Annotated in this window: 16 protein-coding genes; 9 read left to right on the top strand and 7 right to left on the bottom strand. The window is 62.6% G+C overall.

Going from position 1 to position 15,434, the window contains the following annotated elements; all coding sequences use genetic code 11:
* Positions 1–225 precede the first annotated feature (225 nt).
* Entirely contained in the window at positions 226–1,983 is a 1,758-nt protein-coding gene (locus AAD018_RS10820; protein ID WP_367316077.1) for a calcium-binding protein, read from the top strand.
* 90 nt (positions 1,984–2,073) lie between these two features.
* Here AAD018_RS10820 and AAD018_RS10815 read toward each other — a convergent pair whose 3' ends face one another.
* The 4 genes from AAD018_RS10815 to AAD018_RS10800 form a co-directional block, all read right to left on the bottom strand.
* Positions 2,074–2,307: an acyl carrier protein gene (locus tag AAD018_RS10815; RefSeq protein WP_367316076.1), complete on the bottom strand. Its 234-nt coding sequence runs from the start codon at positions 2,305–2,307 to the stop codon at positions 2,074–2,076.
* 192 nt (positions 2,308–2,499) lie between these two features.
* Entirely contained in the window at positions 2,500–3,237 is a 738-nt protein-coding gene (gene fabG / locus AAD018_RS10810; RefSeq protein WP_367316075.1) for a 3-oxoacyl-[acyl-carrier-protein] reductase, read from the bottom strand.
* A 47-nt stretch (positions 3,238–3,284) separates the two neighbouring features.
* On the bottom strand, positions 3,285–4,214 hold the full coding sequence (gene fabD / locus AAD018_RS10805) for an ACP S-malonyltransferase (RefSeq protein ID WP_367316074.1): 930 nt from the start codon (positions 4,212–4,214) through the stop codon (positions 3,285–3,287).
* A 215-nt stretch (positions 4,215–4,429) separates the two neighbouring features.
* The gene (locus AAD018_RS10800) at positions 4,430–6,172 is read right to left on the bottom strand and encodes an NAD(P)H-hydrate dehydratase (protein WP_367316073.1); all 1,743 of its coding nucleotides are present in this window, start codon (positions 6,170–6,172) and stop codon (positions 4,430–4,432) included.
* Positions 6,173–6,378: 206 nt separating this feature from the next.
* On the opposite strand from AAD018_RS10800, the gene AAD018_RS10795 reads away from it, so the two are divergent.
* The 3 genes from AAD018_RS10795 to AAD018_RS10785 all read left to right on the top strand — a co-directional run bounded on the left by AAD018_RS10795 (position 6,379) and on the right by AAD018_RS10785 (position 9,435).
* Positions 6,379–6,717, top strand: coding sequence for a P-II family nitrogen regulator (locus AAD018_RS10795; protein WP_367316072.1), 339 nt, complete (start codon positions 6,379–6,381; stop codon positions 6,715–6,717).
* 84 nt (positions 6,718–6,801) lie between these two features.
* Positions 6,802–8,208, top strand: a complete 1,407-nt coding sequence (glnA, locus tag AAD018_RS10790) for a type I glutamate--ammonia ligase (RefSeq protein WP_367316071.1) — start codon at positions 6,802–6,804, stop codon at positions 8,206–8,208.
* Positions 8,209–8,367: 159 nt separating this feature from the next.
* Positions 8,368–9,435, top strand: coding sequence for a calcium-binding protein (locus tag AAD018_RS10785; RefSeq protein ID WP_367316070.1), 1,068 nt, complete (start codon positions 8,368–8,370; stop codon positions 9,433–9,435).
* 72 nt (positions 9,436–9,507) lie between these two features.
* On the opposite strand, the gene AAD018_RS10780 is transcribed toward AAD018_RS10785, so the two are convergent.
* Positions 9,508–10,098, bottom strand: coding sequence for a YrbL family protein (locus AAD018_RS10780; RefSeq protein WP_412005254.1), 591 nt, complete (start codon positions 10,096–10,098; stop codon positions 9,508–9,510).
* Positions 10,099–10,245: 147 nt separating this feature from the next.
* Between AAD018_RS10780 and AAD018_RS10775 the strand changes: the two genes are divergently transcribed.
* A complete protein-coding gene (locus AAD018_RS10775; protein ID WP_367316068.1) occupies positions 10,246–10,563 on the top strand; it encodes a hypothetical protein in 318 nt (105 codons plus the stop codon).
* Between the two features lie 135 nt (positions 10,564–10,698).
* Complete coding sequence (locus AAD018_RS10770) at positions 10,699–11,922, top strand: bifunctional alpha/beta hydrolase/OsmC family protein (RefSeq protein WP_367316067.1); 1,224 nt, start codon at positions 10,699–10,701, stop codon at positions 11,920–11,922.
* Positions 11,923–11,979: 57 nt separating this feature from the next.
* Here AAD018_RS10770 and AAD018_RS10765 read toward each other — a convergent pair whose 3' ends face one another.
* On the bottom strand, positions 11,980–12,585 hold the full coding sequence (locus AAD018_RS10765) for a biotin transporter BioY (protein WP_367316066.1): 606 nt from the start codon (positions 12,583–12,585) through the stop codon (positions 11,980–11,982).
* 64 nt (positions 12,586–12,649) lie between these two features.
* A complete protein-coding gene (locus AAD018_RS10760) occupies positions 12,650–13,075 on the bottom strand; it encodes a DUF6314 family protein (RefSeq protein WP_367316065.1) in 426 nt (141 codons plus the stop codon).
* 66 nt (positions 13,076–13,141) lie between these two features.
* Here AAD018_RS10760 and purB point away from each other — a divergent pair, with 66 nt between their 5' ends.
* The 3 genes from purB (at position 13,142) to AAD018_RS10745 (ending at position 15,350) form a co-directional block, all read left to right on the top strand.
* Positions 13,142–14,446, top strand: coding sequence for an adenylosuccinate lyase (gene purB, locus AAD018_RS10755; protein WP_367316064.1), 1,305 nt, complete (start codon positions 13,142–13,144; stop codon positions 14,444–14,446).
* A 105-nt stretch (positions 14,447–14,551) separates the two neighbouring features.
* The gene (locus AAD018_RS10750) at positions 14,552–14,716 is read left to right on the top strand and encodes a hypothetical protein (protein WP_367316063.1); all 165 of its coding nucleotides are present in this window, start codon (positions 14,552–14,554) and stop codon (positions 14,714–14,716) included.
* A gap of 103 nt (positions 14,717–14,819) precedes the next feature.
* Positions 14,820–15,350 (top strand): tetratricopeptide repeat protein, encoded by a 531-nt coding sequence (locus tag AAD018_RS10745; protein ID WP_367316061.1) that lies wholly within the window; start codon positions 14,820–14,822, stop codon positions 15,348–15,350.
* Positions 15,351–15,434: the final 84 nt, after the last annotated feature.

Below are 15,434 nucleotides of genomic sequence, written 5' to 3'. Positions count from 1 at the left end.
AACGCGCGCGCAAGTAGCTCTATCTAGACGAGAAATTCTCTTTTCACCCGGTCGAATCCATTCTCCTCAATCCGGGGATAATACTCCGTTTTCCGCCGAACTATCGCTCGAATCTGGGGCCGTTAATCATAAATCCGCCGATCCCGGCCAAATGCTGCGCTGCAGCTTCTCAGATCCAGCAAGGTCAGGCACTCGCGAAGGGTGAATCGTTGAAAAGGTTAATCCATGCCCTCAAGAGCCACGAGCGCCCCCGGCCTCGAAGCCATCGCCACCGACGTCGCCAAGGACAAGACCCTCACCGACCGGATATCCGCCGCCGATCTGCAAGGCGGCATCGACGCGGCCTACCTCATGAATGACGTCATTCTCGAAGCCATCCGCGCAACGGGCGTGAACGCCGATGGCAAGCTCACTCCGCAAGATCTCATCAAGGTCAGCAACTACATCCGCAAGAACCCGGACCTTTACGCCGACTTCGTCGAAGGGCACGGCAATGACGAAGGCCAGGTCGAAACCGGCTTTCACCTCGTCCAGGGCGATGGCGGCACTCTCAAATTCCAGGGTCGCAAATTCGTCGATACCGTGGCCGACGCCATCTACCATGTCGGTTTCGAAGTGAAGGACGGTCGCTTCCGCAACGAGGATGGCGACCAGAACGAACGGGTCGATGACGTTGCAGGCTGGCTAAACTATTACCTCAACGGCGAAAATATCGTCTACGGCACCGGCGGCAACGACACGCTTCACAGCGGAACCTACAGCGACGAGCTGGCCGATGCGGCGAACGAGCTCTTCGAAGGTGGCGCGGGCCATGACAAGATCTGGGCCGGAGACGGCGACGACCGCGTGCGCGGCGGCAGCGGTAATGACGAATCCGGCGGCGGAGATGGCAACGACATCATGTATGGCGACGCCGGCAGCGACAAACTCTGGGGCCAAAAGGGCAACGACATCATCGTCGGCGGTCTCGGCAATGACGAGATGGGCGGCGGTGATGGCAATGACAGCATCTGGGGTCAGGACGGCATCGACAAGCTTTATGGCGATAGCGGAAATGACAGCCTGAACGGCGGATCCGGCAACGATACGCTCGCAGGTGGATCCGGCACCGACCTCATGTGGGGTGGAAGCGGGTCCGACAAGATCTGGGGCGGCCACGACAACGACCGCGCCTGGGGCGGCGACGGAGACGACGAGATCGGCGGCGGACGCGGCAATGACGAGCTTTGGGGCGGCGCCGGTCGCGACAAGATCTGGGGCGAAGAAGGCGACGATCATCTCGGCGGCGGCGATGACGACGACCGGCTTGGCGGCGGGATGGGCAATGATGTCTTGTCCGGCGGCGCCGGAAACGATGTCATCAGCGGCGGTGACGGCCGGGACGTTCTGATCGGCAATGAAGGCTCGGACGAGCTTTGGGCAGGCTCCGGCGATGACCGCGTCAGCTCAGGCTGGGGCAACGACACAGTCGGCGCAGGCAGCGGCAACGATACCGTCTGGGGCGGACGCGGGCGCGATACCATCTGGGGCGACGGCGGCAACGATATCATCGACGGAGGGTCAGATGATGACGTCCTCAGCGGTGGAGATGGCAACGATATTCTGACCGGCGGAACAGGCAACGACACGATCACCGGCGGCAACGGACGTGACATCATCACCGGCGGTCGCGGCGCGGACATCCTGCAGGACTGGGAAGACACCGGCGCGCGCGATATCTTCACCTTCGCCTCTGGCGATACCGGAACGACCAATGCGACCCGCGACGTGATCAAGGGCTTCGACAGCGGTATCGACAAGATCGATCTCACCGATTTCGGCGGATTGGCATATCAGGAGGAGGCCTTCTCCGCCAACGGCTCAGGCGAGGTCCGCTTCGACGGAGACTACGTTCTGATCGACGAGAACGGCGATGGCCGCGTCGATGCCGAGATCGAGGTCATGTGGGTCAACACATTGTCCGAAAACGACTTCATGCTCTGACCGCTTCTTCAGGTCACGGCCAAACGAAAAGGGGCGCCTTGCATCACACAAGGCGCCCCTTTTTTGTATCAACGGGTGAGGAGGCCGCGCTCAGGTGGCTTCCTTGATGAACTTCACGGCATCGCCGAAGGTCTGGATCGTCTCCGCGGCATCGTCGGGGATCTCGATCCCGAACTCCTCCTCAAAGGCCATGACCAGCTCGACCGTATCGAGGCTGTCGGCCCCCAGATCGTCGATGAACGAGGCGTTTTCCGTCACCTTGTCCTCTTCCACACCAAGGTGCTCCACTACGATCTTCCGAACGCGGCTCTCGACGTCGCTCATACGCTATTCCTCATATTCCTCCGGGCGTTTGGTGCCCCGGTCTTTCAATCAGCCCCGTCGGGGCGGCTCCTAAGCCTTTGGTGCCAAAGGCAAAACATCACAAGGACGGATATCGCCCGCGGCAATCTGCGCCGCTATAACACACCGTATAGCTCGCGCAAACGCTTTAGCGCCCCCTCGCGGCGGGAGCCGTCAGAACATGGCCATGCCGCCATTCACATGCAAGGTGGTCCCGGTCACATAGGCAGCTTCCGGGCTGGCGAGATAGAGGACCGCAGCCGCGATCTCGCTCGCCTCGCCCATCCGGCCCGCGGGCACCTCGCCCAGGATCCCGGTCTTCTGATCATCCGTCAGCTTGTCGGTCATCGCCGTGGTGATAAAGCCGGGCGCCACACAGTTCACCGTGATCCCACGGCTCGCCACCTCATAGGCGACCGATTTCGACATCGCGACCAGCCCGCCCTTGGAGGCCGCGTAATTCGCCTGCCCCGGATTGCCCGTCGCGCCCACGACGGACGAGATATTCACGATCCGCCCCCAGCGCGCCTTCATCATCGGGCGCACCATGCCCTTCATGAGCCACATCGCTGCGGTTAGGTTCACGTCTAGAACCGATTGCCATTCATCATCCGACATCCGCATGAAGATATTGTCGCGCGTGATCCCGGCATTGTTCACAAGGATATCGCAGCCGCCCATTGCCTCGATGGCCTGCCCGGGAAGCGCCTTCACCGCCTCCGCATCGCTCAGATTGCAGGGCAGCACGTGCGCCCGCTCGCCCAGCTCGCCCGCCAGCACCTTGAGCGGATCCTCCCGCGTCCCGGACAGCGCCACCGTCGCTCCGGCGCCATGCAGCGCGCTCGCGATCGCTCCGCCGATCCCGCCCGATGCGCCCGTCACCAAAGCCGTCTTCCCGCTCAGATCGAACATGCCCCGCTCCTCTTCATCTTGTCATAAATATGCATAAATCGGCGCTCTCAGCCCTGAGCCGCCGCCCGAACCTCATCCGGCGTGCCCACGGGCCGCGTCGCGATGGACCGGTCAATCCGCCGGATCATGCCCGACAGCGCCTTGCCCGCGCCGATCTCCCAGATCTCCGTCACCCCGTCCGAGGCCATCCGGGCAATAGTCTCGCGCCAGCGCACCGTGCCCGTGACCTGCTCGACCAGCCGCGTCCGGATCTCTCCGGGTCCCGTGACCGGCTCCACGCTGACATTGGCGATGACGGGAACGCGCGGCGCCTCGATCCGCGCCTGTGCCAGCGCTTCGGCCATGACATCTGCGGCAGGCGCCATCAGGGCGCAATGAAACGGTGCCGAAACCGGCAGCAGCATCGCGCGCTTGGCTCCCGCCTGCTTGGCAAGCTCCAGCGCGCGTTCGACCGCCGCCTTATGGCCCGACACGACGACCTGTGAAGGATCGTTGTCATTGGCGGCCTGGCAAACCTCGCCTTGTGCGGCTTCGATGGCCACTTTCGAGGCCGCGTCGAAATCAAGTCCCAGCAGCGCCGCCATGGCGCCTTCGCCGACCGGCACGACCGCCTGCATCGCCTGCCCCCGCGTTCTAAGAAGCCGCGCTGTATCGGCCAGCGTCAGCGCCCCGGCGGCACAAAGGGCGGAATATTCGCCCAGCGAGTGCCCCGCGACAAAGGCCGCATCGGTAATCGTCACTCCCTCGGCCTCCAGCGCCCGCATCGCCGCCATCGACGTCGCCATCAAAGCGGGCTGCGCATTGCGCGTCAGCGTCAGGGCGTCCTGATCCTCGCCCCAGATGATCTCGCTCAACGGCTCGCTGAGGGCCTCGTCCACCTCGTCGAACACCGCCCTGGACTCGGGATAGGCCTCTGCCAGATCCCGGCCCATGCCAAGCGTCTGGGCCCCCTGGCCCGGAAATACGAACGCCTTCATCTCGCGCCTCCCTGTTTGGGATCGGTCTATCGGCTCGCCGCTTGGCTCACAAGACAGAGGGCGGGAGCGTCCCCGGCTGCTCCGGACCCGTACGCCTGCGGCGGGCGGGGCGCGGCAGTCCCTTATCTGCTTTGACCCCCAGGCCGCAGGAACGGTCCGCGCGGCGGCGGGATTGCCTTCGGCGAGAGTATTTTGGGCCAGATGAAAAGATCCCGTCAAAGACCGAGCCTGCGCAGAACCGTCGGAAGCTCCTCGGGCAGATCGTCGGCGATAAGCCCCGGACCAAATGAGCGGGCGCAGTCGACATGGAGCCAGACGGCAGTCTCGGCAGCCTGCATCGGCTCGAACCCTCGGGCCAGCAGCCCCGTGATGAATCCGGCCAGAACGTCGCCAGACCCCGCGGTCGCCAGCCAGGGTGCCGCCCGCTCGTAGACCGCCGCATTGACCGAGCACTGCCCGTCCGGCGCCGCGATCACCGTATCGGGGCCCTTGAAGAGCACAACGCAGCCTGCTCGCACCGCGGCCTCTCGGGTCGCATCGACCTTGGAGTAGGCGGGTCCAGTCTGCGGCACAGCCTCCAGCCGCTCGGCAATGTCGGGAAAGAGTCTCGCGAATTCTCCACCATGGGGCGTCAGCACGCAGCCCTTGTGGAGCAATCCAAAGAGCCCTTCGTCCTTTGCAAGAAGCGTCAGCGCATCCGCATCGATCACCAGACGCCGCGCCGTCCCGGCCCCCGAGCCGGACCCTCTGCCTTTGCCATCCCGCGAGGTCTCCAGAACGGCCCGGACCAGGTCCACCTCGCGCGCCCCTGTCCCCAGCCCCGGCCCGACCCCGATCGCGTTGATCCGCGGATCCTCCAGCATATCGCGCAGCGCCTCGCTATCCGCCACACTGCGCAGCATCACCGCATCCAGCGCCGCCGCATTCTCCTGCAGCGCCCCCGGAGGGCACCCCACGGTCACCAGCCCCGCCCCGATCCGCAACGCCCCCCGCGCCGCCAGTCGCGCAGCGCCGCCTTTGCCAACCCCTCCGGAGAGAATGAAGGCGTGACCATACGAATATTTGTGCTCACCGGTCCAACCGGCCTTGCCGAGTTCTTCTGCACACCCGGCCTGAAGAAGAACCACCGGCTCATCCCGTTCGACAAGCGTCTTTTGAGCATATTCCATAGCCTCAGAGAGCGCCGCCGCGCGGAACTCTTCCACGCCGGCTTGTGTCGAGATTCCAAGCATCGCGCTAAGGCCAGCGTAGATTTCAGGTAGGTCCGCACCTGGATCCCGGTCCAAGCCGATGTCCACGACGATCAATTTACCGACCGCCTGAGCCAACGCAGTCGTGTAATGGCCAACCTTCGCGCGATGGAAAGTCACACAAAGATCGGTATCTGTCGGCAGATAGTCCCGCCCCAGAACTTCTCCGCTATCTATGCAGACCCCGGAGGGACATTCCACAGAGACATGTTTTGCGAAACTGATTCCGTCAGTATGATGTAGACTAGAGAGGCATCGACCGATGTCTTGGGTGAGAGGACGGCTCAGACCGGTTCCGAAGAGAGCGTCGATGACGACGGGATCCTGATTGTCCAAGCTTCTGTTTGCCTCAGACTGAAAGAGCGCGTCTTCGTTCAGCGCCTCAACTGCCCCCAACTCCACCCACCGCTCGTAATTCACCCGCGCATCCGGCGGCAGCTTGCCCGGCTCGCCATAGAGAAACACCTCCACGCCCCAGCCCGCCTGCCAGAGCAGCCGCGCCACCACGAACCCGTCGCCGCCGTTGTTGCCCGGCCCGCACAGCACCACGGCGCGCGATCCCGCCCGCAGCTCAGGCCACTCCTCTCCGATCGCCTCCACCACGCCCCGCCCGGCCCGCTCCATCAGCTCCAGCCCCGTTACCTGTCCCGAGGCGATCGCGGCCTCTTCGATGGCGCGCATTTGGGCAGCGGTCAGTAATTCAGTCATTGTACAGCGGCCCTCTCTTCCCATTTTGCCTATTATTTAGGCATAACGCACATTTCGCAGGCGCCCGCTCTGGAAAGCCCCGCTTCACCGTGTCATCCCAAAGGGCGGTGATTGAGGCCGCCCCGCTGGCATGGTCTCACCCCACCGAGCCTAGGCTGGCAGAGGACCGGCGGGAATGCCCGATCGGGCATATCAAGGGAGTTGGCATGAAGAAAATCGAAGCGATCATCAAGCCGTTCAAGCTCGACGATGTGAAGGAGGCCTTGCAGGAGGTCGGCATCCAGGGCCTGTCGGTCCTCGAGGTGAAGGGCTTTGGCCGCCAGAAGGGCCATACCGAGCTTTATCGCGGGGCCGAATACGTGGTCGATTTCCTGCCCAAGGTGAAGATCGAGGCGGTCATCTCGGACGATCAGCTCGAGCCGGCCATCGCCGCGATCACCGAAGCGGCCAAGACCGACAAGATCGGCGACGGCAAGATCTTCGTCTCCGACATCGCGCAGGCCATCCGCATTCGCACCGGAGAGACGGGAGACGACGCGCTCTGACCTCGGGCGCGTCCCCGCAGAGGTCACTTTGAACCATCAGATCCCGGTCCGGCCGGGGCAAAGATCACCAAAAGGAAGGGTATCATGAGCAACAAGGACGTTCTCAAGACGATCAAGGACGAAGATGTCGAATATGTCGACATTCGTTTCACCGACCCGCGCGGCAAGCTGCAACACGTGACCGTCATGGCCGATCAGGTCGACGAGGATTTCCTCGAGGAAGGCTTCATGTTCGACGGCTCCTCGATTGCCGGCTGGAAGTCGATCGACCAGTCCGACATGAAGCTGATGCCCGACACGGACAGCGCCTATATGGACCCGTTCTATGCGGAAAAGACGCTCTGCGTGCATTGCTCCGTGGTCGAGCCCGATACCGGCGAAGCCTATGACCGCGATCCCCGCTCGACGGCGGAAAAGGCCGAGGCGTATCTGAAATCTTCCGGCATCGGCGACACCGCCTATTTCGGTCCCGAGGCGGAATTCTTCCTCTTCGATGACGTCAAGATCTCGGTCGATATGAACAAGGTCTCATACGAGGTCGACGCGCTCGACGCCTCCTGGAATGGCGGCACCGATTACGAGATGGGCAATATGGGCCACCGGCCCGGCATCAAGGGCGGCTATTTCCCGGTCAATCCGATCGATGACGGTCAGGACATCCGCTCCGAGATGCTCTCCACGATGAAGCGCATGGGCATGAAGGTCGACAAGCACCACCACGAGGTCGCCTCCTGCCAGCACGAGCTGGGCCTGATCTTCGACAGCCTCGTCACGCAAGCCGACGAGCTGCAGAAATACAAATACGTCATCCACAACGTCGCCCAGGCCTACGGCAAATCGGCGACCTTCATGCCCAAGCCGATCGCGGGCGACAACGGCACTGGCATGCATGTGAACATGTCGGTCTGGAAGGACGGCAGCCCCCTCTTTGCGGGCGACAAATACGCCGATCTCAGCCAGGAGGCGCTCTATTTCATCGGCGGCATCCTCAAGCATGCCAAGGCGCTCAACGCTTTCACCAATCCCTCGACCAACAGCTACAAGCGTCTGATCCCGGGCTTTGAGGCGCCCGTCCTGCGCGCCTATTCGGCCCGTAACCGCTCGGGCTGCGTGCGTATCCCGTGGGCCGAAAGCCCCAAGGCCAAGCGCGTCGAAGCCCGCTTCCCCGACCCGTCGGCGAACCCGTATCTCTGCTTCGCCGCCTTGCTGATGGCCGGTCTCGACGGCATCCAGAACAAGATCGACCCGGGTCCCTCCTCGGACAAGGACCTCTACGATCTGCCGCCCGAGGAACTCGCCGACATCCCCACCGTCTGCGCGTCCCTGCGCGAGGCGCTGGAAGAGCTGGAGGCCGATCACGCCTTCCTTCTGGCCGGAGACGTCTTCACGCGCGACCAGCTCGACGGCTACATGGAGCTCAAGTGGGAAGAGGTCTACGCTTACGAGCACACGCCCCACCCGGTGGAATTCAAGCTCTATTACAGCTGCTAATCGCAAATACTGTATAATGAATTGGAAAGGCGCCTTGGGGCGCCTTTTTATTTAGCCTTTATTGCAGAGTTGCATCAACCAAGGATGGAATATCATTTGTGAACTTGATCAATAAGAAATACTCACCACCTGTTTAGTGCGAAGTAGAAAGGATAAAGAATGTTTGAGTATTTCAACTCCGGACCATCAGGCACAATTGCCATCATCGAAATTAACGATCCCCTTTCCAACGAACCCAGCGGCGTTTTTGCCTCCTTCACCTTGACCGGTACGGGTTTGGAATATGGCCCAGACGGCAATCTGATCGGCGGGGAGATAAGATCCGTCGTGATCGATGCGGGGCGGCTCACCTTTGATGGGGATGGCAATACCACGTTCACGAACGACCCCGAAATCGCCGATGGCAACCCGAATCTCGTGACGCTCAGAGGGCTCAGTCTCTCCCCGGCAGAGTTTGAAGCGACCGCGACGCAGTTCGCAGATGACAACGATTTCTTCCTGATCCCCGACTATTCGGCGTCGGGAACCAATCTCAACTCGTTCGGACAACTCGATACGTCCTTCACTGTATTGGCGGAAGACAATGTCTCATTCGTCAACCTGAATTCGACCTCTGCGCCATTAACCGTGTTTGGGGATGCCGGAGATAATATCATCACCGGTGCAAGATACGGCGACAATCTCGCTGATGAAGGGAATACGATCTACGGACGTGGTGGGGACGACTTGCTTTTCGGGGGTCAGACCGATGATTTCATATCCGGGGGACAAGGAGATGACAGGATCATCGGCTTTGGCGGAAACGATATCCTAAGCGGAAATGCCGGCGATGACGTGATCTCGAAATCGGGGAGCGGCGACAGCATTCTGCGCGGCGGATCGGGAAATGACACTTTGAGCGGAGGACGCGGCGATGACCGTCTTGTCGGCGGAACAGGCGATGACGATCTGCGCGGGTTCAACGGCGATGACAGATTGATCGGCGGAACCGGAACCGACAGCTTCGATGGCGGAACCGGCGTCGATACGATTGTTCTCAGGGCGTCTTCGGACACGGCCACGTTCGGCGTGGACGAGGATGGCGATGCGTTTGTCACATTCATCGAACTGGATGTCTCTGGCGACGTATCAGGCGAGGTCACAGAGACATTCAAGAATGTCGAACGCATCTACTTCATCGAAGATCAGGCCGTCATTCAGACCGACGCTCTGACCGAAATTGCCTGAGGCATCGACCTGTGATCCTCGGATCCAGCAAACCAAACTGACAAGGGCGCCCGGCGGGCGCCCTTTCCTTTCCTATTCGCCCCGCGCAAACCGCCGCCCCGCGGCGTCCCAGATCAAACCCACTTCACGCCCGACCTGATCGAACCGCCGGTTCAGCACCCGCGCGTTCAGCCAGGGCAGCCACCGCTTCAGCGGCACCAGCGCCCGGTCCCCAAACCCATCCACGATAACGAACGCCGCCTCTCCGTCCCGGACCCCATAAAGCAGGTTGCGCGCGCGCGGATCGTGAATCGGAATGCCCATCTCGATGGCGCGCCGCGCAAACTCCGTCAGCCGCTCCAGCGTGGCATCCGTCAACGGGCCATCCGTCGCCAGACTGGCCAAGGTCCGGGAGCGCCCCTCGCCATCCGCGATCTCCTCAACCACCTGCGCCAGACCCAGCTCCGTCGGCACCGTCCCGAAGATCTGCGGCAGCGGCACGTCTTGAAGGTGCCGACGCGCATCCCAAAGCGCCTGCTCGTAGCGATAGACCGGCGGTGGCGTCTGCGGGCGACCCTTGGCGATCTTCAGGAGGACCCCCGGCCTCTCCGCCAAGCGGTAGACCACGCGCTCGCTGCCACGCGCAACGGCCTCAAGTCGGTCGGCGGGGATCGGAAGGGGCAAATCGCTCAGGTCCATCGGACAGAACCAGAAGCCTGTCCCAGGGCGATGTGCAACGGTTTTGTGTCAAAACGCGGCGTTCAGGCAAAACCCTTAAGAAGACAATCCCATCGGGTTTTCCTGCACGGCCCGAACCCCTATCTTTGTCCCATGACCAAGAAAACCGATCCGATCGTCCTCAAAGAGCCGCCGCGCCGCCCCGGCGATCCCGTCCCGCCGCCTGAACCCATCGCCGAGATCGAGCTAGAGCCGAAGCGGCCTGATATCCCCTACGAGACCGACACCTATGACGACAACCTCGCGCGGCTCGACCAGGTCATTCACAAGACCCGGCGAAATCGCCGCGCCTATCATATGCGGCCAAGATTCACGATCTTCACGGTTCTCGGCTGGATGTGGAGCACCCGCATCGGTCGGAACATGCTGATCGTCATCGGCGGCCTTATCCTGTTCGGCGCACTCTTCTGATCCGGCGACCACCAAATCACACCGTAAAACACCCTCGCCGGAACGTGAGCCACTCGGGACATGACCGCCCCCGCCTCCCCGTGCTAAGCCCTTGCCGGACGTGCCCTTTTGCACGCCCTAAATACGGAGACCGGTATGCGCAGCGAGAAATTCACCTTCCCCGGCCATAAGGGCCAGTCCCTCGCCGCGCGCCTTGATCTGCCGGACGGCCCGCCGCGCGCCACGGCCCTCTTCGCGCATTGCTTCACCTGCTCCAAGGACATCCCGGCCGCCCGCCGCATCGCCGCCCATCTGGCGGGCCTTGGCATCGCCGTGCTGCGCTTTGATTTCACGGGGCTCGGCGGCTCGGAAGGGGAATTCGAGAACACCGATTTCACCTCCAACGTGGGCGATCTGCATGCCGCCGCCAATGCTTTGGCAGAACGCGGAATGGCCCCCGATCTGGTCATTGGCCACTCCCTTGGCGGTGCCGCGATCCTCAAGGCGGCCCCCGATATCGCCAGCGCCAAGGCCGTCGTCACCATCGGCGCGCCCTTCGATCCCGCCCATGTGACCAACAACTTCAAGGACCAACTCCCCGAGATCATCGAAAAAGGCATCGCCGAGGTCCAACTCGCAGGGCGCCCCTTCCGGATCCGCTCTGACTTCCTCGACGACATCGCAAAAGGAGAGCTCACCCCCGCGATCCAAGGCCTCAAAGCCGCCCTTCTGATCCTCCATTCCCCCATCGACGCCACCGTCGGGATCGAAAATGCCTCCGAGATCTTCCTCGCCGCGAAACATCCCAAAAGCTTCGTCACGCTGGATAAATCCGATCACCTCGTCTCGGATATCGCCGATGCGGAATACGCCGCCGGGGTCATTTCCGCCTGGGCCTCCCGCTATCTCGACCTCACCGACAAGAAGGCAAAGGAAACGCCCCCCGACGGCATCCTGCGCGTCATCGAACAAAGCCCCGACGGCTTTCTCCAGACGGTCCAAAGCGGCCCGCACGAGATCCTCGCCGACGAGCCGAAAAAAGTCGGCGGCACCGATCGCGGTCTGACGCCTTACGATCTGCTCTCCGCCGCGCTCGGGACCTGCACCTCGATGACGCTGAGGCTCTATGCTCGGCACAAGAACCTGCCGCTCGACGGTGTCGAGGTCGATGTCGCCCATGACAAGGTGCATCTGACCGACGCCGAAAAAGACTGCCGCAACGAAGGTCAGGAGCGCGCCGACCACTTCACCCGCACGATCCGCGTCACCGGCGATCTGACCGAGGATCAGCGGCAAAGCCTGCTGAAGATTGCCGACAAGTGCCCGGTCCACCGCACCCTCGAGCAAAGCTCGAAGATCGCAACGGATCTATCTGACTAGGCAAAGAAAAAGGCGCCGCTCCTTTCGGTGCGGCGCCGTCGTTCATCCCAACCGGGCTTAGCTCCGCGCGTCGCCGATCAGCTTCCATAGTCCCGGCACGATCAAAGCGGCCAGCGCCAACTTCATCGCATCGCCAATCAGAAACGGCGTCAGACCCCAGGCCAGGATCGGCTGATCCCATCCATAAAGCTGCCCCAGCCACAACAGGCCCGGCACGTAAAGCAGAACATTGCCGATCAGCATCGCCGCCGCCATCAGCAGGACGCTCCGGTCCCATCCGGCCCGCGCCGCGATGCCCAGCGCCAGCGCCGCGAGGACATAGCCGACCAGGTATCCGCCTGTGCTGCCCATCATGTATTCGATCCCGGCCAGCTCGGCCGACGATCCCGCGAACACGTCGTAACCCGCGGCCCCGACCAGCAAATATCCGATCACCGTCACCAGACCCAGCCGCGGCCCATAAGCGGCCCCGATGGTCAGGATGCCAAATGTCGTCAGCGTCACCGGTACGGGCGAGGGCGGAATGGCGATCTTGATCTTCGCCGTCAGCGCCAGCAGCGCGATCCCCAGCACCACCAGAACCGCCTGCTTGGCCAGCCGCAGGCTGCCCTCGGTCGGCCCGACCGCTTCGGTCAGAACCCTGTCATTGCCAATCGCGATCATCGCTGAACCTCCATTGTCCATAGCTGTCCCGTTTCTGCCCCGCCCCTCGCCGGGTCGCAAGGGCTCAAACCTCCCGCGCAAACAGCGTGGCCGAGCTGTAATCCTTATGCGGCCCCCTCACATGCCAGGTCAGCGACCACGCGGACGGCAGATCGAACCGGTACAATCCGGTGTAAAGATCCCGCCCGCACAAATGCTTCGCCTCCGCCTTCAGACCCGGCTTGAACTGATGAAACGCAGACCCATCGGGATAGCGCACGCCCACAAACCCCTCGCGGAACCGCCACAGATACGACCGCTCTCCCGAAAGCGCACCCCAGGGCGCGCCCGTCCACTGCCCCGTTTCGCGATAGCTCAGCCCGCCCTCCACCGGCGTGAACCAAGCCTCCCCCTCGAACCCCATATCCGCGCGCAGCACCCGGTCCTCGACCCGCCGCGTCAGCCGCCAGCGCCCCTCCAGCCCCGCGCGCAAGTCCAGATCTCCAGCCATCCCGCTTGTTCCCCCGCCCGTCCCCACTTAAGACGCCCCCGTCACATCCCCGTTCGGAGAGTTCCCTTGATCCCACGTTATTCCCGCCCCGACATGGTCGCCATCTGGAGCCCTCAGAGCAAGTTCCGCATCTGGTATCAGATCGAGGCCCATGCCTGCGACGCGATGGCGGATCTGGGCCTGATCCCGCGCGAGAATGCCGAAGCCGTCTGGAAAGCGAAAGACGTGGAATTCGACGTCGACCGCATCGACGAGATCGAGCGTGTGACCAAGCACGACGTCATCGCCTTCCTCACCCATCTCGCCGAACATGTCGGCAGCGACGAGGCCCGCTTCGTCCATCAGGGCATGACCTCCTCGGATGTGCTCGACACCGCCTTCAACGTACAGCTGACCCAGGCCACCGACCTTCTCCTCAAAGGCATGGATAATCTGCTCGCCGCGCTCCACCGCCGCGCGCATGAACATAAATACGACATCGCCATCGGCCGCTCCCACGGGATCCACGCCGAGCCGACCACGATGGGCCTCAAATTCGCGCGTTTCCATGCCGAGATCGCGCGCGGCAAAACCCGGCTCGAAAACGCCCGTGCCGAAATCGCCACCGGCGCTATCTCCGGTGCGGTCGGCACGTTTGCCAATATCGATCCGCGCGTCGAAGCCCATGTCTGCGACCAGCTCGGCCTCACGCCAGAGCCGATCAGTACCCAGGTAATCCCCCGCGACCGGCACGCCATGTTCTTCGCCACGCTCGGCGTCATCGCCTCTTCGATCGAAAACATCGCGACCGAGATCCGGCACCTCCAACGCACCGAAGTCCTTGAGGTCGAGGAATATTTCTCCCCTGGCCAGAAAGGCTCCTCGGCCATGCCGCACAAGCGCAACCCGGTTCTGACCGAGAACCTGACCGGCCTCGCCCGCCTCGTGCGCATGGCCGTCACACCCGCGATGGAGAACGTGGCCCTCTGGCACGAACGCGACATCTCCCACAGCTCCGTCGAGCGCATGATCGGCCCCGACACCACCGTCACGCTCGATTTCGCCCTCGCTCGCATGACGCAGGTTATCGACAAGCTGGTGATCTACCCGGCCAACATGATGGAGAATCTCGACCGCCATCGCGGCCTCGTCCATTCCCAGCGCGTCCTGCTGGCTCTGACCCAGAACGGCGTGAGCCGCGAGGACGCCTATACGCTCGTACAGCGCAACGCGATGAAAGTCTGGGAAGACGGCGCCGATTTCCGGGCCGAGCTCAAGGCCGATCCGGACGTGACAGCAGCCCTCTCGGAGGCCGAGATCGACGATAAGTTCGACCTTGGCTACCATACCAAACATGTCGACACGATCTTCGACCGGGTCTTCAAAACCTGATACTCGGGACAGTGTGCCGCACATTGACTGTTTGACCCAGCGGCAACCTGCGTTACCCTCAGCCATGCAAGATAATGTCTATACCCAGTTCAAGGAGACGCCCTGATGACCTTCAAGACCCTCCTCACCGCTGCCGCGATCACGATCCTTCCGGGTCTCGCCATGGCGGCCGGTTGCAACTACGAGAAACAGCAGCAGGCGATGTCCTGCGCCGAAGGTTCGACCTTCGACGAGGCGTCCGGCACCTGCACGCCCGTCACCACAAGCTAAGCTGCGATCACACTTATCTGAACGGCCCTCGATCAGATCGGGGGCCGTTTTTCCATCCGATCGTCCTATAGTCCCCGGTATCAGTTTTAGGAGTTTCCAAATAATGCGCGCCTTTGTTCTTGCCCTCCCCCTCCTCGTTCCGTCTACCCTTCTGGCGGCAGGCGGCGGCGGCAGCACCCCGCCCACCCCGACCGAGACGACGACCCAATGCGAGAACGGCCAGATCTACGACGAAGCAACAAAGGCCTGCGCCGACCCCAAGGATGCGCGCTTTGACGATGACAGCCGCTATGATGCCGCGCGCGAGCTGGCCTATGCGGACCGCCATAACGACGCCCGCCACGTACTGGCCGCGATGGACCAAAGCGATGACCGCACGCTGACCTATCTGGGCTTCACCGCTCGCAAGATGGGCGATCAGGCAGGGGCAGAGCGGTATTACCAGGCCGCGCTCAGCGCTAATCCAGACAACCTGCTCGCCCGCTCTTATATGGGCCAGGGCTATGCCGAAGCCGGAGATCTGGACGCCGCCCGCGCCCAACTAACCGAAATCCGCACCCGCGGCGGCCGCGATACATGGGCAGAAGTATCCTTGCGCCTCGCCCTCGAAAGCGGAACCGGCCCCAGCTACTAAGGCAGACGAACCAGGTGGTCATCCTTAGCCTTTCCTTCACCTTTCCAAGCGAAAAGCGGGGAACTGGTTAAGGCAAGGATGACC

This window comes from Aestuariibius insulae (assembly GCF_040783535.2).
Lineage (GTDB): Bacteria > Pseudomonadota > Alphaproteobacteria > Rhodobacterales > Rhodobacteraceae > Aestuariibius > Aestuariibius insulae.
This window is presented reverse-complemented; position numbering and strand designations above follow the sequence as displayed.

Bases quoted from the DNA above. Each gene is read 5' to 3' on its own strand.
- AAD018_RS10820 (WP_367316077.1), top strand. From the start codon at position 226: ATGCCCTCAAGAGCCACGAGCGCCCCCGGCCTCGAAGCCATCGCCACC.
- AAD018_RS10815 (WP_367316076.1), bottom strand. From the start codon at position 2,307: ATGAGCGACGTCGAGAGCCGCGTTCGGAAGATCGTAGTGGAGCACCTT.
- fabG (WP_367316075.1), bottom strand. From the start codon at position 3,237: ATGTTCGATCTGAGCGGGAAGACGGCTTTGGTGACGGGCGCATCGGGC.
- fabD (WP_367316074.1), bottom strand. From the start codon at position 4,214: ATGAAGGCGTTCGTATTTCCGGGCCAGGGGGCCCAGACGCTTGGCATG.
- AAD018_RS10800 (WP_367316073.1), bottom strand. From the start codon at position 6,172: ATGACTGAATTACTGACCGCTGCCCAAATGCGCGCCATCGAAGAGGCC.
- AAD018_RS10795 (WP_367316072.1), top strand. From the start codon at position 6,379: ATGAAGAAAATCGAAGCGATCATCAAGCCGTTCAAGCTCGACGATGTG.
- glnA (WP_367316071.1), top strand. From the start codon at position 6,802: ATGAGCAACAAGGACGTTCTCAAGACGATCAAGGACGAAGATGTCGAA.
- AAD018_RS10785 (WP_367316070.1), top strand. From the start codon at position 8,368: ATGTTTGAGTATTTCAACTCCGGACCATCAGGCACAATTGCCATCATC.
- AAD018_RS10775 (WP_367316068.1), top strand. From the start codon at position 10,246: ATGACCAAGAAAACCGATCCGATCGTCCTCAAAGAGCCGCCGCGCCGC.
- AAD018_RS10770 (WP_367316067.1), top strand. From the start codon at position 10,699: ATGCGCAGCGAGAAATTCACCTTCCCCGGCCATAAGGGCCAGTCCCTC.
- AAD018_RS10765 (WP_367316066.1), bottom strand. From the start codon at position 12,585: ATGATCGCGATTGGCAATGACAGGGTTCTGACCGAAGCGGTCGGGCCG.
- AAD018_RS10760 (WP_367316065.1), bottom strand. From the start codon at position 13,075: ATGGCTGGAGATCTGGACTTGCGCGCGGGGCTGGAGGGGCGCTGGCGG.
- AAD018_RS10750 (WP_367316063.1), top strand. From the start codon at position 14,552: ATGACCTTCAAGACCCTCCTCACCGCTGCCGCGATCACGATCCTTCCG.
- AAD018_RS10745 (WP_367316061.1), top strand. From the start codon at position 14,820: ATGCGCGCCTTTGTTCTTGCCCTCCCCCTCCTCGTTCCGTCTACCCTT.